This window comes from Paenibacillus sp. SC116 (assembly GCF_024733555.1).
GTDB lineage: Bacteria > Bacillota > Bacilli > Paenibacillales > Paenibacillaceae > Paenibacillus_B.
Window position 1 is genome coordinate 2,657,248 of record NZ_JANIOF010000001.1, and the last position, 23,066, is coordinate 2,680,313.

Sequence of the window (23,066 nt, forward strand, 5' to 3'; positions counted from 1 at the left end):
GACCGCTCATCACGATTATGTTCCCGATATGTTTTGAACAACGACAATTGGCTTTCTTTCAACCTTTTCATCATAGATTTAAGACATTAATTCAACCTTCATTCACATAATAAAAAACAACCATAAAACAAACATTATTTTATTTTGTTTGTTTTATAATAAACAATAAATGTTTTTGTTTGTTATTTTTATTGACTGAAAATGAGTTCAAAGCTAAACTAATGCAGTAAACAAAGACGACGAAGTAATTAGTGATCGTCTTTGTCACGCTTTTTACAATAAGAAAGGATATGGGGTGTAAAAATGTTTTCCAATCGATATGTTCGAACGATCCTCCTCTCCCGGGTCCTGCTCCAGCTGGGAATTTGGATTCGCAATTTCGCAGTACTTCTGTATGTAACGGAATTAACAAATAATGATCCGGTTTATGTATCGCTTATTTCCGTTGCGGAATTTGCTCCGATCTTTCTATTCGGTCTTATAGGCGGTACCTTTGCTGACCGATGGAAGCCAAAACAAACGATGGTATTAAGCGACCTTCTGTCCACCTTATCTATTGTGGCTGTTCTATTCGCTGTCATAAACGAGGGATGGATGGCTCTTCTCATCGGGACTTTCATTTCTGCGAGCCTGTCACAATTTTCTCAGCCTTCGGCCATGAAACTATTCAAACGGCATGTACCAGCTGAACAGTTGCAGAGTATCATGGCCATGTTCCAAACACTTGTCGCTGTATTTACGTTGTTGGGTCCAGTCATTGGCACATTTATATTCATGCAGTTCGACATTAACGTTTCTCTAATCCTGACGGCATTTCTGTTTCTGGGATCATCGCTTGTCTTATCAACGCTGCCACGTGACCTGGAGGAATCAAACTCTGGGAATGCTGGAGGCTTTATAAGAGAATTAATCGATGGGTTGCGTTATATCTCTTCCAATCCATCCTTGCGCACGCTTTGCTTAACATTCTCTGCTGTCGGATTAGCATCAGGACTGACCCAACCGCTTCAAATCTTCCTTGTCATCGAACAACTGGGATTAGATAAACAAGCTCTGCAGTGGTTTGTCATGGCTAATGGAGCAGCTATGCTGATAGGCGGAATTGCTATCATGGGGATTGCCAAAAAGGTGAGGCCGCAGTTATTGCTCATGGTAGGCTTACTTGTCGCTGCCTTCTGTACGATGGGGATAGGAGCCTCTTCTGTAATTTGGATAACAACGGTTCTTCTCGTCATTAGCGGATTGTTTTACCCATGCATTCACGGAGGCATTCAGACGCTGATTGTGCGTAATACGGAAGGAGCCTTTATAGGCCGAGTATCCGGCATTATTACGCCTGTTTTTATGGGGATGATGGTCATTGGCATGTTCTTCTCCGGTTATTTGAAAGAAACTATTTCTTTACTAGCCGTATATGCAACAAGCGGTATTTTAATCATTGTCGGTGCACTTATGCTGTTCCCTCTTATTGTTGATAAAAGTAAAGCTGTCGAACGAACAAGAGACGTTTAGAATTACGATGGATAGAAAAAGTAACGGTAGAAAAGCATCATAAACTGTTCATTTACAACGATCAGCTTCTTACACAAAGGATACTAAGCCCTGCTAATCGCTTCTATCGCAACATAGAATTGGGCTAAGCCTATACTTTGCTCAGGTCAGATACAAAAAAACAAGCGGCCACAATCGCAGGGAAAACTGTGCTATTACCGCCAAAGCAGAATGCAATCACCCCGACATAGAAAAGCGAAAAAACTCCATCCCACCAAGGGACGGAGTGTTTCTCCTTGTAACAGCTACACGCGAGCAGCCACATTTGCTTTATCCAGCTCAAATACTTTACAATCACCAACTTGCTGCTCCGTATGAGAGACGAGCTGATTCCGACCGAACAGCTGTTCAAGCTCTTGTCTGCTATGCCACATCCATCCGGCTGTTGTAGCGAGATAAGACACATAAGTATCGTTGTACAAAAATACAACTCTCTTCGCAATGCGATATAATTCCTTCAGCATCAGACTGATTAACGGATCGTTAAACATTCTGAAATAATCAGTTACGATGATGACATCAAAGTGCTTGGATGAATAATGCGTGTCTACCCCTAGTAAATAGACGATCTCTTTGTCAGGCCACGTCTGTTGATAGCGGTAGATCAGATGTTTATTTTGTAAAAATACATGGGAGACCTGCAAGGAAGAGAGCACCGCATGGCTGTCTGCGCCAAGTACTGCCGTGCGTTCGGCCCCTTGTAAATAGTCTGTATTCAGCAGCTCAATAAGCTGACCACTATACGCAGGCACGTAATAATGGATTAACAGCCTATTAAACTTGGCGATAATCTGATCGTAGTGCATGTCCGCCGAATACGGATACAGCTCCGTATCGAAAGTTCGCTGCTTGAGATGCATCTTCTTACGATTGAGGAAGCTGGATTTGATCTTCAGATCAATCTTATCATCAGATGGATGCGGTAAATGCAGTGCGCTAATATCAGCCGTAGCATACATAACTGCGCCATGCTTGTGCAGCATATACGCAAAGTCCGTATCTTCCGCCCCCCATCCTTTGAGCATCTCATCGAATCCCCCTGATCGAAGCACGACGTCACGCGAAGCACTAACCGCTCCGCCCCAGCCCATCGTCCAAGGCACATCCATTCGGTTAAGATCATGTTCGACCAGTTCAAAATGAGAGGTTCGCATATCTTCCCAGCCAGGATGATACTTGAGCTGTTCACACATGTCCGCAAGATTATTGGGATCAATGCCTTCGATCACAGACATATCCTCCTGCTCCGGATCTGTTAGTGCGCCCATAATATAATGATACAGAGCCATATTAGTGCTGGCGCCTATCCGATTGATAACACGTTCTAAAAAGAAGTCAGGTATCACTATCCCGCAGTCAAGGAAGACCAATATGTTCCCCTTGCTCTCCTTAATCCCGATATTGCGAGTACGAGAACGGCCAGAATGTTTATCACGAGCGATATGCAAATACTTGAGATTTGCAATGCGTCCTGCAAAGGAATCGACAATCTCTTGAATCGGCTGAGTTGAACCATCATCAACGACGATCACCTCTACAAGGGCGTCGGACACAGTCTGATGCGCGATAAAATACAAGCTGCGCTCCAACTGCTCCATCTTATTGTATACAGGAATAATGATCGATACGTCCACCGTGCACCTCCTTTTGGTTACGAGTTATTTTTCTGGAGCTCTTCAATCAATTGCGTGATTGCTATTTGTTCTCCAGCCTGTATGCCTTGCAACGAGTCATTAATGGATTGAAGTATCTTTCTATCATCACACATATGACCTTTGATTACTTTGTTACGCTGCGCATACGCACGTTTCTCCAACCACTCGAACTCGGCCAATATAGGTGTGTCTGCACTCAAATGGCCTAACTGCTGCAAATATTTAATTCTCGCGATCATCATCATCTTATGTTCCCACAAAATATGAAACGGCCGCACATCGAAGTATTTAATCCCGTCAATCATTTTAGTCGTGAATTCTTGCAGTAGAGGGTAAATATCCATACCGAAAATTCCTTCTACCGGATGCTGCTGAATCTTAAGTCGCTCCGTGGAATTTTTCCCCTCCAAGTAGTCTTGCAGCGTATCAATAATAAGCTGCAAGTCAAATTCAAATCTCGCCAAACCTGCTCCGAATTTACTTGCCTCATAATCGGCAGGCTCCAATCTTTTGAAGGAATTGATCAGCGAGTGAACACCAGAATCCACGGAGTACGCTTGTTCAAATTGTTCAAAGCTAACTTCCTGCATAGAGAACTGGCGATTTTTATCAAAGATCGCTACATGATAGATTTGCCGCTCCAAGTCATAGCCATAGATGAAAATATCATGGATAAAGTGATACTGCTGATAGGAGCTAGTATTGCCAATGTAGTACTCATCCACATACGTAACGACATACGATTCACGCTCTAATTGTGTAATCAAGTACTTATGAATATCTACTCCCAGCTGCTTCAGTATCTTCTTGTCGCTATGCTTGTACTCCAACCACGGCAGATTTCGATAAGCAATCATTAAGTCTGGATAGAAGTCCAACCGATATTCCCCAAGGTCGTTCAAGTAATGCTTCGAAAAAAACAATTGAATATAGCTGCTATGAATCCAAGGCTGTGCATACTCATAAGGTTGCAATACGCCTAATACATAGGCATGCCCCAAAAATCCATATACTTTAGGTTTCTCAAATGGCAGTATTACAACCTTCTTGGTCTTCTCAACAAGCGCTGATTCTACTTCTAACATGTCTATCATGCAGTTGCCTCCATTTATCTAGGTAGGAGCTCTGTCTATTAAAAAGATTGAGGATCAGCGAACATCCTTGTGCAGCGATTGCACATCATGAGATTGGTCGTTTTGAGATAATCACGGAATTGGGTCGCACGCTCCCCTTCCCACATTTCGGCAAAGCTATTCTCGTAAATGTTGCCATACTTATAGTCCGGCAAATCCACACATGGGTATACATCACCGGTACGGCGTATAATCAGTTCATGCCACGGTGCCACACATTTCGTACGTCCGAACACATTATCAATATCTGAATAATAGTCATGAATATCGACGTAATGAGAGGAATCGATACCTTCTGAAGCCCACAACTCTTCTAGCTCCTTTTTCAATAACAACGTATCCATCGGTATCGACTCTTCTACAAATCCTTGCCATGCAGGCGACACATCGCAATCCAAATCGTGCTTCATCTGCGTCGCATAGGCACGACCTCGTTCTGGTGTTGTGAACAATAGCGGTGCCAAGTTAACAGATAAATCACGACGTGTCCCAAATGGGTTACGCGGATCATGCAGTTCTATTTTGGCATCACTGAATCGCTCGCGCAGCGCACTCATAAATTGCTTGATGCTAAGATAATTCGTTGGAGAAAGAACCATCGTAATATGGATATATGGGAACCTCTTCTTGCGTCTACGTTTCTCCGCAATAAGTGCTTCAATGTTCTCACATATCTTTTGATAACTTCCTTTACCTCGAATCGCATCATGGAACTCTTCGGGTCCATCGATGGAAATGTTCATTCCCACGATATTCTCCATTATGAACTCAATACGATTTTTAATTAATGATCCGTTCGTTAACAAGAAAATATTCGCTTTGCGCTTCCGAAGATGCTCCACTAGTTCTGTAAAATGCTTGTACAACATAGGTTCGCCGCCCGTAATAAGAACTCCAAGATTTTTGTTCACAGCAGTGACTTCATCTAGAAACTTCTTCAATACCTCAATATCCAACTGCTCGCGAATCGCACGTTGCGGCTCTTTAAGCGCCCATCCTGTATCCCCCCAAATGTGGCAGAAGTTGCAACGATAATTGCATAGCTCTGATGGATATAGCGTAAGCTGCTTAATTTCTGGTTTTAAGTTTTGAACATGCTCGACTAGAGCTGTACCACCGAGTTCCCCTGCTTTTGTTAACATGATAATCCCCCCCCTTTTCTTATTCCTGACCCTGATTCAAGCTGATATAATTCATGATTTGGTTAATCGTGCTGAAGTTACGGAAGTCGAGATCCTCGTCGTTCCATGCCACCCCGAATTCCATCTCTGTCGCGATTACCAGCTTAATAAAAGTCATCGAGTTAATGCCGAGGGAAGATAGATCATCATCTGGATCAATGTTTTCAAGCATTTGTGGGTCATCCACGTTATCCTTCAAAATTTCGATTACTTTCGCTTTTAATTCGTCCATCGTTTCAATTGTCATTATAATTCCTCCTATTAGTTAGGTGATAATGTGCATTCAAGTTGGTCCATGAATGTCGACAGAAATTGCTGTTCAGCTTCCCATAATCGTTCCAATCTGGCATGCATGGCCTCGATCCTATCGACTTGATAAGTTGGTACGTACAAAAAGCGTACGCTCCCTTTCCGAATCGTTTCCCACTGCTCCACACATGCGTGATGAGCTGCAACAACAGCGGCATCAGCTCCGTAAAGAGCCGTTAGTCGGTAACCTTCTACTTGCTTGGCGTTCAATATTTGATTCAATGTCTCAACGATCACTTCAATCTGCTGCTTGTAAAGGTCTTCTGAAGAACTGATTGCTTTGATCCACCCTACAAATTGATGCAGCACCGCCATACTTTCGTTCAGAAGACGACGGTTCTGAAGCTGGTTGTTGGCAAACAGCTGTTGAAGCTCTGCTAACTTGGGCTTCCATTGACTGGCACTGTGATTGTATTCCGTGATGTAATAAGCAACTCGCTGCTCCCTTTGTTGAAAGTGATCTTGGAATCCTTGGCACGCGCGCACGAGATCCTCATAGTCGATCAAGCATGGCTTGTACGTAAGGTTTTCACGTCGATCATGTTCGAAAATATGGAATTTCTTACTATGTTCATTACAGCCGTAAATAAGAAGCGTATGATCCACATGCTGCTTCTGATACGCATCCTTACGGAATGGCACATAGTAGCTGTCTATCCACACAATAACGGGATGCCCTTGACGGATACGCTGTGTGATCTCTTCTACGATGTTCAGGAATTCGCTGCCCGTGTGCACCGTTAAATGGAATTGTGAAAATAAAGTCTCAATCGGTTGAACTTCTTGGTAGCGAAGCTCGTATCCACCAGCACTTTCTGTATGCTCGCTATGGTGAAATCCGATTACATCATTAAGGAGAAATGGCAGTATGCTGCCTCCAAAATGGTTAACTACTGGGAAAAAGGAATTGTAGAAACAATTGCGGTAGTATAAATCGTTAAATGGCTCCATGTCTGGCAATATAAACGTATCCGAGTCGTAAATTGAATCTAAGTTAGCTTCCTCCACGAGCAAAGCGCTGCTAGATATTTCGCTAGCTGCAGCATCATCTGTCATGGCCAACCGCTCGCTAATCACCTGCTGTACCGATTCATCCACATCCACTGGCATGGCTTCACCTGAATGTTGCTCTAAGCAAGCCGCCGCTTCACGAATCGTAGAATATTGGTATAGCTGCTCCGAGCTAAACGACAATCCTGCTTGCTCTAGCTCCACTTCCAAGCGTATCGCTAAAATGGAATTGCCTCCAAGCTCGAAGAAATCATCATCTACATTGAGCTCTGCAACGCCTAGCAGCCGTTCCCACAATTGGGCTAGCTTTATTTCTGTTGGGGTGTACTGTCCGTCCGTCTTTCCATGTAGACGAGGTGTAGGTGTCATGGAAGTATGAGTAGAAGACAATGACGGAATCGAACTCGTTTCTTTGCTGCATCCGGCTGCATTCGCTTCAGTTGCAGACCAAGCCTTATACGTATCAGCGGATGGATCAATCCAGCATCTTGATGGATCAAAGGTGTATACAGGAAGGTGGAGCTTCCTACGATTGCGCCCTTCGTAGAAGCGTTCCCAGTCCACTTCAGCACCCTGTACAATGTGCTGAGCAAGCTGCTCTAGTTGGCTGCGGGTTAATGTGCCACTGTCAGCAGCTTGGACCATCAACTCCTGTGCAGCCTCATTGAGGACTCTCCATTCATCAGAAGTCCGCTCCATATGCTGCCGTACTTCTCGGCGTCCGCTTGCGATTCGATGTTCATCGTAATAGATGCCTTTCTTCACGATGTGCTGCAAGCCATGTTCCGCTATCGATTGCAGCTTGTTCAGCAAGTCGGACTTGCTGCTCGCAATAACGGCCAATCTACAGCCGTAATGTCCTCTGCCTGTATTCGCTGTATAGCAAATATCTTCAAGGCTCCCGTCTAGCTCAGGCAGCTCAGTGACATAGGACAAAATGAGTCGTTCTAAGGATGGTTTGGTCTTGGCAGACAAGATAAGCAATCTATCGACTCCATCATCATTCGTAAGGTCATGAACGGCTTCACTGGTCCTCACAGGCGCTTCTTCCAAGACGAGATGACAGTTCGTCCCACTGAACCCAAATGAACTGACGCCGCATCTTCGCGGGACACCCTCATCTGTCTCCCAATCTGCCAAGCGATCATTCACATAGAGCGGTGAATGTTCAAACGGAATATTTCGATTCGGTTTCGTAAAATGCAGCGTAGACGGCAGCTTCTTATACTTGAGTGCAGCGATAGCCTTCGCTAGACCTGCAACACCTGAGGCCGCGTCTAGATGGCCAATGTTGGTCTTAACTGAACCGATGGCGCAAAATTGCCTCCGGTTCGTATAGGTGCGGAACGCTCTTCGAATCCCGTCTACTTCAATCGGATCGCCTAGCTTCGTTCCGGTCCCATGAGCTTCGATATAGCCAATCGTCTCTGGATGGATGCCTGCATCCTCCCAAGCTCGAATGAGCAATTTCTCCTGCGAAGCTGCATTAGGTGCCGTCAGACCAACAGACATGCCATCTTGATTCGTAGCACTTCCTCGAATGACAGCATGGATTGGATCTCGATCCCGCACAGCCTGGTCCAGCGGCTTAAGCAGCACAGCAACCGTCCCTTCTCCCCATACCGTGCCGTCAGAGCTGTCATCGAACGCACTCGTCTTTCGATTCGAAGATTCAATCCCAATTTCGAACAAGCTGTCTACAGGCATCAGCATTACTTTAACTCCACCTGCGATCGCCATGTCGCACTCCCCATTGCGTATCGCTGTACATGCAAGATGAACAGCTACTAAGGAAGAGGAGCATGCCGTGTCCACGAGCAGCGCTGGGCCTTGCAAATCAAGCAAATAAGCAATTCGCCCAACCATAATGGAAGGCGTATTCCCCGTACTCGCCATCGGAATATGAGATGGCTGATGCTTCGTAATATACTGGCCATATACAGGCCAATCCGCATATCCGAGATAAATACCTGTCTTGCTGCCTTGAATGCGTCTGCCACCATAACCAGCGTCTTCAATCGCTTCCCATGCTGTTTGCAAGAACAAGCGCTGGTTGGGGTCCATTAAGGCAGCTTCCTTAGGAGATAGATTGAAGAATCCGTAATCGAACTTATCAACATCCTCCATATAGCCGCCATAACTAAAGCGCACTTCCTCTTCACTTAACGGCGTGAATGCTCGAATGAATGCTAGACTATCTCGCTGCCTTGACGAAGGCAGCGGACCGATGAAGTCACGGCCTTGCTCCAGGTTGTCCCAAAATTGCTCGATATTACTCGCACCAGGCATTTTTAAGGAGAGCCCAATAATCGCAATGTCCTTCGTTCCTGAAGCTTCTTGCTTCAGCGTCCGAAGCAGTTGCAAAGCTACTTCTTCATCCAATCGTCCCGCTCCAACTTGCTCGAATATTTGGCTCGCTAGATTATTCATTAGCTACCTCCAGCTCACGAAATCGTCCAACCGCATCCTTAATCGATAATTCGCCGCGTTTCATTCGGCCAAACATATCTAGAATCACCTCGTTAAACGGGTCTTGTTGGCTAGATTCCAACCCTCGCATTGCTATTTCCGGTGACTCTGCCTTTGAATCTAATGTGTTCAACCGCAAGTCGCTCGTCGCTGCCCTACTCGTAATAACCGCATGCAGATGACTAGTTATTCGTGCTACGGTTGGGTAGGAGAACAGATCCGAGATCGTTGTTAAACTTGGAAACACTTCATCGATAGACTTATGCACTCTTGTGATGAGTATCGAATCTCCTCCAATTTCGAAGAAATTCGCGTGTACATCCAACTCCTCGTATCCAAGCACCCGCTTCCATGCCCGTATTACGAATCCCTCAATTTCACTGTACGTGCTGGGTACTTCATTCCATTTTTCTGTACCTGCTGCTGTATTCCGATTGTCTGTGGCAAGTCTTGAAGATTCCTTCCCACCGTGTGAAGAACTCGACAGCAATCGTTCGTGTTGAACCTGCTCAGATTGACGGAAGGGCAGCCGATCGCCTAATGCGAACAATCCACTTTGGTGATTCCAATAGCCTACAATTGCTTGCCGAATCGATACCTGTGCAGACATAGAGTCGGGCACATTTTCGGTTTCGCTCTCCCCATTTACGACCGATGACTGAAGTAGCGCTTGAAAAGCTCGCACTCCTTGCTCCGCTGACATGAGACAGAACATTTCCTTAGATTCATCTGCATCGTTATCCTCAGTCACACCAATCTGCTTCCATGCAGGCCAGTTAATGGTCAACGTTCTCAAGCCCAGTCGATTGCGGAAAGCTGAATATCCATCCAAATATGCATTCCCGGCTGTATACGGACCTGAGCCAATTCCTCCAACTAGCGTTATCGCTGATGAGAATAAGACGAAGAAGTCCGGCTTATCTGCCCTTGTTAAGTGATCCAATAACCAGGTACCCGTTGTCTTCGCGGCAACAATCGCTCTCAGCTCAGTCGAATTTAATTGACTTATGACGTTCCCCTCTGCTATACCAGCGGCATGTACGACCCCTGCAATTCGACCAAATCGCTGCCGCAGCTCTGCTATAGCCATACGTACTTGCACTTCATCTGCCGTATCTGCACGAATCAATTCAACCTGCGCACCCCTTGCTTCCATTTCACGAATCACTCGCATCGCTCGAATGCTCCACCGATCTTTACCTTCATGCTCGATAGCAGACCACTGCTCCCGCGGAGGCAGCAGCGTCCTTCCCAGCAGAGCAAGATGAATGATCCCCTTCGCTTCAGTGGCAAGATATGCGGCAATAAGCAAGCCAATGCTTCCAAGTCCCCCCGTAATGACATATACGCCATCAGCATCGACATGCACAGGTTGACTGATAGCATGCCGCTCATCCACATGAAGCACATCCACTCGTTCTACATAACGCTGTCCATTGCGATACGATGTCCAGAATTCACTAGATTCCGCCCCAAGCTCTGACCCTATAACATCCACTGCATCTGTTCCCTCGTCCAGATCGATCCAGCGCAGGCGGATATGAGGATTCTCCCAACCAATCGCCTTGCTGAGCCCGATCATAGCCGATTGCTCTGGCTGTACCCGCGCTTGATCTGCTACAACTTCGTCGGCATATTGCGACACAACCATCATGTCTAGCGGCTCGTTGCTTGATCGACGGGTTAGAGCATGTGCTAGACGATAAAATCTATACATCGTCTGATCCAGCACTCGCTCATGCGCCTCTGCATCGTCCACTTGTGCGTGCTTGGAGATATAACGCAAGTCTACGATATGCGTAAGCGAGACATCTGCCATATCTAGCAGAAGCTGCTCATAATCTTGCGCCTCATCACGTATGACGTAACTGCGCGCGTCCCGCCGCTCATACTGCTCGCCCATTACAACTTGGATGACGGATGCATCCTCATCTTCCCAGCGACGGACTAACGAAGCTGCTGCTATTTGATCATCATTGTGGAACAACATGATGGTAGTCCGCTTCCCTATTGTTTGGCCGCTATTGGTTAAGGGCTCAGGACACCAGATGCGATGATGATAGAAACTACTTGAATGCTTCTCATGCGTATTCTCATACCCATGCCCATTCCTATGACTCAATTGCTCGTTCACAGCATTTGATCTATCACCATGCACCTTACGAAGTGGTGAAGTCTCGTCCAAGCTACTGGCGTCCAACTTAACCCAACAACGATAAGGATCAAATGGATACGTAGGGAAGCTAATCCGCTTTCTACGCTCTTGCCTGTACAACTGCTCCCAATTGTAGTTGGCCCCCTGCACATAAAGCTTGCCTAATTCACCGCAGAGCTCCCGATCATATTTATCCGACTTGGCAAATGAAGCTGCCATCGATGCGATGTTGGAATGAATCGCTGTCCATTGCGAGCTATTACGATCTGCTCGTTCGATGTAATCGCCATACAAGTAACCGCTAGGCTCAGCTTCCCGTTCATCCATAAAGGATGCAAAGCCGATCTTGTTAAACCGTATAAGCTCCTCCAACACTTCCGCAGCACCGTTTGCCGCGATAGCAAGCCGATAGCGGTAATGACCTCTTCCCGTACTTAGAGAGAAGCAAAGATCACCCACGTTTACCGAAGGATTTTGCTGGAGAAATTGAATACTCGACTCCACATAAGCTTGCAAGGCCGACTCCGACTGTGCAGACAGTAGAAACAAATGATAGTGCGGCTTATCCTGTTTCACCACATGCTTACCTTCTGGAGCCTCTTCCAAAATAACGTGGCAGTTCGTCCCGCTTATGCCGAAGGAACTCACTCCGCATCTGCGCGGTGAGGGAGAACTCTCCCATTCCCTCAACTTGTCATTCACATACACCGGAGAATTTGCAAAATCAATAACTCGGTTAGGCCTGTCAAAATGCAGCGTCGGATAGATGCGCTTGTGCTTAAGAGACATCACCGCCTTTAGCAAGCCTGCAATACCGGCTGTATTATCTAAATGACCGATGTTGCTTTTGAGCGCTCCTATCGCACAGAATTGGCGTTTATCTGTAAATCGCCGGAATGCTCGCTCAAGCCCTTTATGTTCGATTGGATCTCCGAGCTTCGTTCCTGTTCCATGTGTTTCGATGTACCCAATCGTCTCTGGGTCGATACCTGCTCGCTTCCATGCATCAACGATGACAGCCTCTTGCGCCTCTGCATTTGGAGCGGTAATACCAGCAGAACCGCCGCCGTCTTGGCTCATCGCGCTCGACTTGATAACAGCGTAGATATGATCTCGAGCTTCCCGCGCTTGATCGAGCGGCTTGATCATCATCGCTACGACACCTTCTCCTGTTCCGGTACCATCAGCATCATCATCGAATGTCCGCGCACGGGAGGTCGATGATTCGATTCCGACCTCATACTCCCGCACTGGTATCAAATGAAGTTGAATGCCGCCTACGATAGCCGCTTCGCATTCTCCGTTGCGAATGGCCTGACAAGCCAAGTGGACAGCAACTAGAGAGGAGGAGCATGTTGTATCCACAAGCAAGCTTGGGCCCCTTAAATCCATCAAATAAGATAATCGACTGGCGATGATCGGTCGTACATTCCCAGTCATGGACATCGATACAGCTTCTGGCTCTACTTGGCGAATTAGCTTCAAATAGTCCGCATCAGATCCATAGCCGACGTATACACCTGTCCGGCTGCCCGCAAGCTTCCCATTACTATAGCCAGCATCTTCAATGGCTTTCCACGCCGTTTGCAGAAACAGCCGTTGATTCGGATCAAGCAAGCTTGCTTCCTTCGGAGACAACTTGAAGAATGGGTAATCAAACTTGTCGATATCCGTTAGGTAGGCAGCCTCGCCATAGGCGACTTCCTCTGGATTCATACCCATTCGCTTGAAGTACAAGTCTGTGTCCTGTTTACGCGACTGCGGGATCGGCCTGACACAATCCCTTCCCATCTCTAAATTGCTAGCGAATTGATCCACTGTATCGGCTAGCGGCAGCTTCAATGCAATTCCGATAATGGCGATATCCTGATTGGCATTCGAAGTCTGATCAAAGGCAACATCATCCTCAGGTACAGCAACAGACTTACGGTTCAACTTGATTGATTGAAAATCCACCTTGATCACCCCCATACATCATCAAGCATTCACCACATTCAACAAAGCTCCTATACATGCAACTGCTCTGAATCAGCAAGCATGCTGGAAAATAACGATGTTGTCCCCGTCTGCTTCAAAATATCAGCCAATCGTTCTCGCTGTTCCTGTTCAGGTACTCTCTTGGTTATAAACATCTGCTTCAGCAGCTCTAACGCTTCTCTCATCTGAGCTTCAGTTGGCGGAGCCCCTGTTTCATCTAATTGCTCTTGCAATTGCTGTACTTGTTTGTACGGTGCTACAAAGCCCTGTTCATACTCTTCCAAATCCCAATTGCGGTTTCTTGTGCATACAGCAGCTGCCAGACATCTGGTCACGACATTGTTGGCCGCTAGTCGACGAGCCTGCTCCAACCACTCTGGTGCCAGTTCCTTCCGTAATAGATCAAGCTCCGCTGCTTTTTCGTAGGGATAGCACACAATCGACTTGGCATCTGATTTCATAAATTGTGTCAACACCCGCTTCGCCCCAAGTTCAACCGCTATGGAAACCCCGCCATCGCATAATTCCTGCATCGTCTGATCCCAGCGCACAGGAGCCGTAAGCTGCTGCGTTAGGAGGCTTGTGATCTGCGCTGGCGATTCGTAGGGCTTACCTGTAACGTTTGCGACAACTGGCCAATCGAACGAACCATATGTGCAGGCAACAAGCTCCCCTCTAAACTTTGCGGCAGCCGAGTGCATCAACGGACTATGAAAGGGAGCACTCACTTTTAGAAACGAGATACGGGCTCCATCAGACTCCAATGTACGAGCTGCTTCTTCAACGGCCAGACGATGCCCCGAAATGACCAACTGCTCCGACGAATTGTAGTTAGAGACGACGACCATTCGTTCATCCGAACTTGACGCCTGCACACACACTGCTTCTATGCGCTCCCGACTGCTGCCAATAACGGCACACATCGCACCGGTCTCTTCAGCAGCGGCTTCCTGCATCAATTGTCCACGACGTCTGACCAGCCTCAACGCATCAGGGTATGAGATGACCCCTGCACAAGTTAGAGCCGAGAACTCGCCCAAGCTATGACCTGCCGCATAAGCAGGCACTACACCAATTTCCTCCATGTACACACGATACGCAGCGACACTTACCGTAAGCAGTGCAGGCTGCGCGTACTCCGTTCGAGTTAACTCCTCGGCGCTTCCTGCGGCGATTAACTGCTGCAGATCGAACCCCAATACCTCATTCGCTTCTGCAAATACGGATCTGGCCGTTGCCGAGCGCTCAAGCAGTTCTTTGCCCATTCCGACATATTGCGAGCCTTGACCTGGAAATAGAAGCGCAAGCTTTCTCATTCACGTACTCCTTTCACGACATCACGACATTACACGACTTGCAGCCAATTGACGCAGCAGATCAACATAGCCGTTGGCCAGCATCTGAATGGCTTCTTTTTTCATCCGCTTGTCGTTGAATTTGATCGATATAGACAGTTGCTCTTCATCCTGCTCCTCTATCCCCCAAGCCATATCGTAAGACTCTAACAAGGTCGAATCGATCTCGATGTCCTGCTGATGGTAGATAAGCGGCAATATTTCGTCCTCCGCCTTCTTCAACTGCTCGGGTGCAATTCGATGAAGCGCATATTGACCTACCGCACCGCTAACTTGTACTTGGTGTACATAGTGAAACAGTTCTTCAAACCCGCTAATTTCCCCCATGTCGACCGACAAGGAGATTACCTGCTCCCCACCTTCTTGCAAGCATTGAATGGAGGCATGAGGCTTCTCATTCCACTCACTGAACAGGTACAGCACCATTCCCGAAAGTACATCAAACGGTGACACCTGCGCACCCTCGGCTATCGCAATGACTTGCTCACGGAGATTGGATTGAAGGTGGAAGCGAACGTTTCCTATCCCAGCGCCATGCCATTGACGATGGAAAACATCTGCTGGCAGCTGTTGATAGTCGATGCGCAGAGCATCATCGTCACGTTCACTCCCCGATTGCCTTTCGTCTATCCATTTCGCTAATCTAGCAACTGTCGAATACGTGAACAAGTCTACGATCTCGATCCCCCATGCGTTCTCTTTCTCCAGCTTGGCATGCAGTTGCATAAGCAAGATGGAATTGCCGCCTAGGTCAAAGAAATGATCATTCAGCCCCACATACTCCAGCTTCAATACTTCTTGCCATACGCGACGAATGTTCTGTTCTGTCTCACTGGCATCATGATCCGTCATCGAATAGCCTGCATGCTCATTAGGCAATCGAATGGAAACTTGCAGCAAAGCTTTGCGATCCAACTTATTGTTCGATGTCGTTGGGATGTTCTCAATATGATAGAAAGAGGCTGGAATCATATAAGCTGGTAAACTTAATGCCAGTGCCTCTCGCAGCTCATTAGCAGTGATCGTCTTATTCGTCTTCACATAAGCAGCCAGTGACATCATGCCATGTTCATCTTGATGTGCAAGTACAACTGCCCCGTCAACCGCTGTATGGGTCAGCAGGCGATACTCGATATCACCTAGCTCCACACGATAACCACGAATTTTCACTTGATGATCATTTCTGCCTACATACTGCAAGCTTCCATCCGACAGCCAGATCCCCACATCCCCGGTTCGATACATGCGTCCATCCGCGTAGAATGGATCAACCGCATAGAAGCGGGCGGTTAATTCAGCTCTGTTCAAGTAGCCGCGGGCTACACCCGCTCCAGCGATACATATTTCCCCAGGCACACCAATCGGCAAAGGGTGCCCGTACCGATCAAGCACATACACACGGTAATTTAGTATCGGTTTGCCTATCGGAATGCTGCCCCGGGCTGAATCAACAGCCGAACACCGATGATATGCCGCACATACCGTTGCTTCTGTAGGACCATACGTATTGTACACATTCGCTCTGCCTAACAAAGACGATATATATTCGGGCTTCAAGACGTCTCCACCACTAATGAAAGTTCTGACGCTCTCCATGCCTTCCCGCGTATTTAGCTCATTCAGCATCAACGGAGAGACCGAAACGATCGTAATCTGATAGATATCGATCAGTTGAATCAGCTTGGGAATGTCGATGACATCCATCTTGTTGGCGATCACAACATGACCGCCTGCGAGCAATACCGGATACATTTCCTCGACAAATTGGTCAAAGGAAAACGAAGCTTGCAACAAACAAATATCGTTCTCGGTCAATTGGAACTCGTGTTGAAAGGCATCCACATAGGCGAGCACATTGCGGTGCTCGACAACGACCCCTTTCGGCGTACCAGTCGTACCCGATGTATAGAGAATGTAAGCTGCGTCGTCCGACTTGTTCCTATGAGGGAGGTTGCTCTCGTCATTTCTCTGCTGCATCGATTGCTGAGCATGCTCATCGCTATGTCCACGTACATTCACAATCGTCCCGGCAAATAAAATAGATTCCGGCAGCCGATCATCTATAGCGACTAGCTTCGTTGCTTGGCAGTCCTCCAACATCTGATTGATCCGACCTGGTGCGTATTCATAGTCGATAGGCACATAGGCAGCCCCCGTCTTTAGCACAGCCAATACGGCAACAATGAGCTGCTCTGAACGTTCCAGCCAGATGGCAATAGGTTCATCGACATGTACACCAAGATCGCTCAATCGGTGTGCAAGGCGGTTCGCAGCCACATTTATTTCGGCAAATGTATAGCTCTGTTCCCCGCATCTAATGGCGATGCGATCAGGGAATTGTTCCGCTATGCGCTCATACCGAGCCTGCAAAGTGTCAGCCTCTTCATGCTCCGTGTTACTTGCAGGCGAAGGCTTGCGGTTGAACGTATACAGCTGTTGTTCTCGCTCTTGTCCATTCAAGAGTCCAATCTCGCTTATAAGCAGCTCACTATTCTCACAAATCTGCTCTACGATTTGCTTATAGTGTCCAGCTAGCCGCTCTACCATAGCCCCTGAGAAGCAGCTCGCATCATAAGCAAACTCCAACTCTATGTCCCCAGTACCAAGCAATTGCACACCAATTGTCATCCCGTAGTGCGTCGACTCTTCCATTGCGTAATGCTCGATTTGCAAAGCGCCCGTTTGCCCGATACTCGTATCTAGCGGATAATTTTCAATAACCATAATCGTGTTAAACAATGGCTCGTAATGATCCGCACCACTATAGGCATGAATATCGACTAACGGTGTTAGCTCCACATCTACTCTTCGTTTTATTTGTTCATCGACCGCTTTAACGACTTGGCTGGCCAGCTCATCGGACTGCCAGCGCATTCGAAGTGGAATCGTATTTATAAATAGCCCGATCATCTCTTCCACTCCAGCCAGTTCTGGGGGTCTGCCCGATACCGTTGTACCAAACAGCACATCTTCGGTCTGACAGTAGCGTCCGAGCAGTACGCCCCAAGTCGTGTACAAGAGGGCAGCCAATGTCACTTTATGCTGCTGTGTATATCGATTCATTTGTTGTGCCGTCTTGACAGAGACACCTAACTTATAGCGGGAACCGCTATCGCCAGTTCCGTCCCTATCATCTCGATCGAATAGCAGTTCTGACGGCTCTACTAATCGAGTCCGCTCTTGCCACCCAGCCAACTCTTGCTCCCAATATTGCCGTTGCTCCCCCTTGTCTTGACGCTGTTGCAGCTGTACATAGTGCTTAAACGGGGTTTTGATAGATTCGCTGTTGAGCGGAATATCCGTTCCGTCACAGAGCGCTTGATAAGCTTGCATAAACGCTTTGAGCAATATTCCATTGCTCCAGCCATCGAATAAAATATGGTGCCATGTTAGTATCGTTTCGCTTGTTTCACTATCCAGCAAGCATAGTCCGATCCGAAGCGGTGAAGCTCCAATATCTAACTCCTGATGACGATCTTTCGCTTTTAGTTCAGCAACAAGGGTCTCCGCTTGTTCTCTCGGATAAGAGGAGAAATCATGCACCTCAATCGGTATTTCCTTCTCTTTCAATACGATCTGAACGGGCTTAACCAGCTTCTCCCATCGATAGACCGTTCGCAGCACATCGTTGGCGCGAGCAACTGCATGCCATGCCTTCTTGTATCGCTCAACCGAATAATTGCCTACTAGGCGCATCGAAAATTGCTGCGTGTAATGCCCCTTGTCTTTGTCACTCCGATAATGGAACAGCAGACCTTCCTGCATCGGCGTCAACGCAATGATATCCTCGACATTTTCCTTGTCCAATAGATTGGACTGCGTCTCTCTCATACAGGATCATCCTCTCATGCTGGCCAATTTACTCGTTCATCCTTTTTCAGAATAAACAAGTTCTCTATTTTCTTCGTTCTGCACGATTTGTACGGCTTGCCCAAGCTCCATCTTGATTACTTGATCCGCCATATGGAAATATCGATCATCATGTGTAATCGCAATGATGCATTTGCCTCGCTGCTTCAGCTCAGGCAATAACGTGTGATAGAAGAACGCTCGGTACTCCGGATCTTGATCCGCTGCCCATTCGTCAAACAAGCAAATCGGTCGATCCTCCAAATAACTAATGAGCAGCGCCAGACGCTTGCGTTGACCCGTTGACAATTTGGTCGTATTTAACGCGCCGTCACGGATTTCCACCTTATCCTGTAGATGAAGGACATTCAGGTAATAAGCGATTTCCGACTGCTTCGTGGAGTACGGAACACCATACAGCTTATCGAATAAATAAAAGTCGCTGAATATCGCTGAAAACTGCTGGCTAAGATCTCTTGATGCGATAGACTGGCCATTGATCGTTATACCGCCCTGTACAGGCTCATAAAGCCCCGTAATTAATTTCGCCAAGGTCGATTTGCCACTGCCATTGCCTCCAGTAATGAAGGTAATCTCGCCTGTGCGGAATGAGCAATCAATCGGACCGACCGCAAATCGCTCTCCCTCGCTATTTCCATAGTGATACTCGACTGCTTGCAGCTTAAGCTCTACAAGCTCGTTAGCTTCCAAGCTCGATGCTGCTTGCTTCTCAGCTTCCTGAATGGAGTCGAGCTCCTTCGATAGCTCGTTAATACGATTCCAACTTATTCGCACGCGAAACAAGTTAGGGATCGTGCCGAGAATCCCGTGTACAGGCGCTGTCATATAGAGCAGGACGAATACGTAATTGCGCAGCGTGCTGACCTTTAAGTCACTGAACAACAGCGGGAACAAGAAGACGACCGCACCAATGACGAATGTAAATAGCAACTCTCCAATGACATTCACATTCGCGAACTTGAGATCCCCGCCAACCCGCTTCTCGCGATAGCTATGGCAGTTTTCCTGCATATCTTGTTGGAAATCTGTGCGCTTGTCTTTGTTAAGGCTTAACTCTTTAGCCCCAGCTGTCAGATCGTTAATAAATCGGAAAAATACGTTCTGAATGTCACGTGTCTGCTCCCATAACTGGTTGGCTTTTAAGCCTGTAAAATAATGAATGCCAGCAGCCACTACGATAAATCCTATCGCCATGAGCACACCCGTCGGGCTAATCATGCCCATGTACACAAAGCAACTGACCAAGGTTACTAAGCTAGTAGCTCCCGTGATTACAACATTGGAGAAGCCGGATATCGTCTCTGTATCGTTATTGAGTGAAGCAGGAATTTTACCTTCCTCTACCCCTTCGATTCTCTGATACGACGTATTTAATATTTTCCCAAGCAGTTCCATTCGTTTCTCATATACCATGTCATTTGCGATCCGGACCAATCGAGTACGGACCAGCTTCTGTCCGAAGACGTAGATCGCGATACCGAGTAAAAAATAGACAAACATCCCGCTCTGAAACTTCTCAATATCCCGATTCAATGTTTCATTGACGATAAAAATGATTAGGGCATTACCAAAGCCGCTTGCGACACTAAGCAGCGTAATCGCAAAAAATGAGCGGTCATCGGATTTCGGAAATACGGTCGTAAACAAGAAGTAGAGTCCGAACAGGAACACCGTTGTATACATGGAAATAACAGCGTATGGAAGCGTATTAGGCGCCCAAACTTCGACAAATGCCCAGTCCACGCCCCAAAATAAAGTACTCGGAATTTGATAGAAACAATAAGCAAGTCCTATCATAAATGCAGCGAATATCGAGAATCCTACCATCGTAGTCGCGTGGCGACCGACATAGCTGCGAGTGCCTCGAATGGCCTGCCAGATGGCTTTACTCGTCAGCCATAGAACTAACAAGACAACAGGTGTCGTTAATAGCAGCACGACGGAGGAAATCATATCGATACTTTTGTACATATCACTTCCAGGCTCTGGTACTTCCTTGCCAAGCATCATGTTCATAATGCCTTGTGCCGTTGTGATGGAGTAGGGGGAATTCATGTTGGTAAGCACGGCTACACCATAGCCATCATGCGGACGAACTGCAAAGTAGGACGAGTAATTGGGGTTAGCCCCCGCATGCGCAAGCATCCCCGTTCCATTCTGATACACACTCCAACCACCAGCGTAGGAAGAACCATCTCCAGCAGGCGATACAGAACGATCCGGTTCATGAGCACGTATGAGCCATTTCTCAAAGCTTTTCGCTTCAGGCACAGTACCCATTTGAATTTTGAGCCATGTTGCCACATCTAGCGAATTGGAAATAATATAACCCGCTGGTGTATTACCTCTATACATAGGCGCATCATAAGCTGCTGCACGCAGCATGTTGTACTTGTAGCCTTGAGCCAGTTCACCATTTGCTGCTGCTTCCTCACGGAACAAGTAAGTGTCACTCAGGTTCAGCGGAGCTAGCACATGCTGCTGGATATACGCCTCATAGGTCATGCCTGATTGTTGTTGAATAATTAGACCTAGCACATCGTAGTTAATCGTTGCATATGAATACGTTTCACCAGGTTCATCGTCAAGCTTTTGACCGATCTGAGTACGCACTGTGGCTTCAAGTGCTTGACCATCCACAGCGATAGGAATATCACTGATACTTTTAAACGGAATGCCGCTTGTATGATACAGCAAATGCTTCAATTGGATAGGAGCAGGCTTACCTTCGTACGTAGTCTCCAACCAAGGGAGATACTTCGTTACCGGATCTTCTCGATTCACCAGTCCTTGCTCTTCCATCTGAATGAATGCTAATGCTGTATAAGCCTTACTCGTAGAGCCGAGCTCAAACAATGTCTCTGGACGAACAGGCAGCTCTTTGTCGACATCCGCGTAGCCGAACCCTTTTTGATAAACCGTTTCCCCACCTTTAACGATGACAACTGACATCCCAGGTATTTTCGATTTATCCATCATTTCTTCCACGTAAGCATCAATATTACTGATCGTTGTAACACCGACTGTTGAAGCTGCTGTCGCAGCCGCTACACCTGAACCTACTGTGCCTACACTTAACATGAGAATCAAACTTATCGATAATAGCAGCCGTTTTACATTACACATGGCACACCTTCTGCTTCGCAAATTGGATGATTTTATTAACGGCACGATCCAAGCCGCCAGTGGCCTCAAAGGACTGCTTGACACGCTTACAATTGTCTCGATAACCTGTATCTGATAAGATCTGCTCCACTGCGTCTCGCAGCTCGTCCGTACTCGGTTCATGATTGCGCAAGTAGATGCCCGCACCTGACCGCTCAACCATTAATGCTCCCATAAATTCATCGAATTCTTGAGGCAGAACGACCATCGGCACATGATTGCAAATCGATTCATAGATACTGTTCGCTCCACCGTGTGTAACAAACGCATCGGCCCGACGCAAGAGCTCCAACTGTGGCACATAAGACCTAACAATAAAATTAGGAGGAACAGCGCTGAATGCTGTTGGATCGGTATGCATACCAATCGACATCACCACTTGATACGGGCTATCGCGAAATGCTTTGAAGCAAGTCTCATACAGTTCGGACAAATGATTCAAGATCGTCCCAAAAGCAATGTAGACAAGTGGTCTATCATCCAACCGCTCGAAAGGGAAATCTACCGGTTCCGATCTAGGATAAATGTCGTAGCCTGCAAATAGATGGGTATTGTCGAACACTTCCTCATGGATCTGAAATTCGCGAGATGTGAATACTAGATTTAACTTTTCTTTGCTGCAAAAAATATCATTCATCACATTAAGCGACGGCTTCCCATATTTGAGCGATATAACACGCGCCAACTTGTCCAGCAGCTTGCGATACACATCATGCTTCTCTTTATGCTTGAGATAGAGTGGATCGTCCGCTGCGAGCAGCACGTACTCCATAAAGAACGATGGGTCCTTCTGAGCCATCTCATCGATAAATGGGAAGTTCGCGAATGCAGCGATCCCCGGTATTTGCAACTTAGCAGCAAGCTCCTTGCCCCACAAGCAGAAGCTGTCATGAATAATATAATCCGGCTGCAACTGAGTAACTTCTTCCTGAAGCTCCTCGACTAATGTCCGGCAATTGTCCATAAGAAAGTCCGCAAATATAAGAAACGTCTCGATGCCGCTACCATTATGCCTTCCAAAGCTAAGCAAACCTCGATAACTGCGGAATGAAGCTCCCGTTTGTTCAATTTTTTCACGAAAAGGATCATTACAGTAATAAATGACCTCTTCGCCCCTCTCAATCAACTTGTTGATCAATCCGAGCGTTGGATTCACATGCCCGTGCAGATCAACTCCAAAAAATACGACTCTAGACATATAAGATTGTACGACCTCCTTTGAGATCTGGAATAAC

General features: G+C 46.9%; 11 protein-coding genes. 1 reads left to right on the plus strand and 10 read right to left on the minus strand.

The features are described from left to right. Nucleotides 1-303 precede the first annotated feature (303 nt). Nucleotides 304-1,512: an MFS transporter gene (locus NQ117_RS11550; RefSeq protein WP_258278080.1), complete on the plus strand. Its 1,209-nt coding sequence runs from the start codon at nucleotides 304-306 to the stop codon at nucleotides 1,510-1,512. Between the two features lie 284 nt (nucleotides 1,513-1,796). Here NQ117_RS11550 and NQ117_RS11555 read toward each other — a convergent pair whose 3' ends face one another. The 10 genes from NQ117_RS11555 to NQ117_RS11600 are packed head-to-tail and all read right to left on the minus strand — an operon-like array spanning nucleotide 1,797 to nucleotide 23,029. Next, nucleotides 1,797-3,185 (minus strand): glycosyltransferase family 2 protein, encoded by a 1,389-nt coding sequence (locus tag NQ117_RS11555; RefSeq protein ID WP_258278081.1) that lies wholly within the window; start codon nucleotides 3,183-3,185, stop codon nucleotides 1,797-1,799. Between the two features lie 17 nt (nucleotides 3,186-3,202). Then, nucleotides 3,203-4,300 carry a cysteine peptidase family C39 domain-containing protein gene (locus tag NQ117_RS11560; protein ID WP_258278082.1) on the minus strand — a complete coding sequence of 366 codons (1,098 nt, stop codon included), beginning with the start codon at nucleotides 4,298-4,300 and terminating at the stop codon, nucleotides 3,203-3,205. 38 nt (nucleotides 4,301-4,338) lie between these two features. Then, on the minus strand, nucleotides 4,339-5,481 hold the full coding sequence (locus NQ117_RS11565; RefSeq protein WP_258278083.1) for a radical SAM/SPASM domain-containing protein: 1,143 nt from the start codon (nucleotides 5,479-5,481) through the stop codon (nucleotides 4,339-4,341). A gap of 19 nt (nucleotides 5,482-5,500) precedes the next feature. Next, entirely contained in the window at nucleotides 5,501-5,767 is a 267-nt protein-coding gene (locus NQ117_RS11570; RefSeq protein WP_258278084.1) for an acyl carrier protein, read from the minus strand. A gap of 14 nt (nucleotides 5,768-5,781) precedes the next feature. Beyond that, complete coding sequence (locus NQ117_RS11575; RefSeq protein ID WP_258278085.1) at nucleotides 5,782-9,270, minus strand: beta-ketoacyl synthase N-terminal-like domain-containing protein; 3,489 nt, start codon at nucleotides 9,268-9,270, stop codon at nucleotides 5,782-5,784. Then, nucleotides 9,263-13,420, minus strand: coding sequence for a type I polyketide synthase (locus NQ117_RS11580; protein WP_258278086.1), 4,158 nt, complete (start codon nucleotides 13,418-13,420; stop codon nucleotides 9,263-9,265). The genes NQ117_RS11575 and NQ117_RS11580 overlap by 8 nt, the downstream gene beginning before the upstream one ends. Nucleotides 13,421-13,470: 50 nt before the next feature. Beyond that, nucleotides 13,471-14,757: an ACP S-malonyltransferase gene (gene fabD / locus NQ117_RS11585; RefSeq protein ID WP_258278087.1), complete on the minus strand. Its 1,287-nt coding sequence runs from the start codon at nucleotides 14,755-14,757 to the stop codon at nucleotides 13,471-13,473. A 21-nt stretch (nucleotides 14,758-14,778) separates the two neighbouring features. After that, entirely contained in the window at nucleotides 14,779-18,627 is a 3,849-nt protein-coding gene (locus NQ117_RS11590; protein WP_258278088.1) for a non-ribosomal peptide synthetase, read from the minus strand. A gap of 36 nt (nucleotides 18,628-18,663) precedes the next feature. Further along, nucleotides 18,664-21,792 (minus strand): cyclic peptide export ABC transporter, encoded by a 3,129-nt coding sequence (locus NQ117_RS11595; protein WP_258278089.1) that lies wholly within the window; start codon nucleotides 21,790-21,792, stop codon nucleotides 18,664-18,666. After that, a complete protein-coding gene (locus NQ117_RS11600; RefSeq protein WP_258278090.1) occupies nucleotides 21,785-23,029 on the minus strand; it encodes a macrolide family glycosyltransferase in 1,245 nt (414 codons plus the stop codon). Before NQ117_RS11600 ends, NQ117_RS11595 begins: the two co-directional genes overlap by 8 nt. Nucleotides 23,030-23,066: the final 37 nt, after the last annotated feature.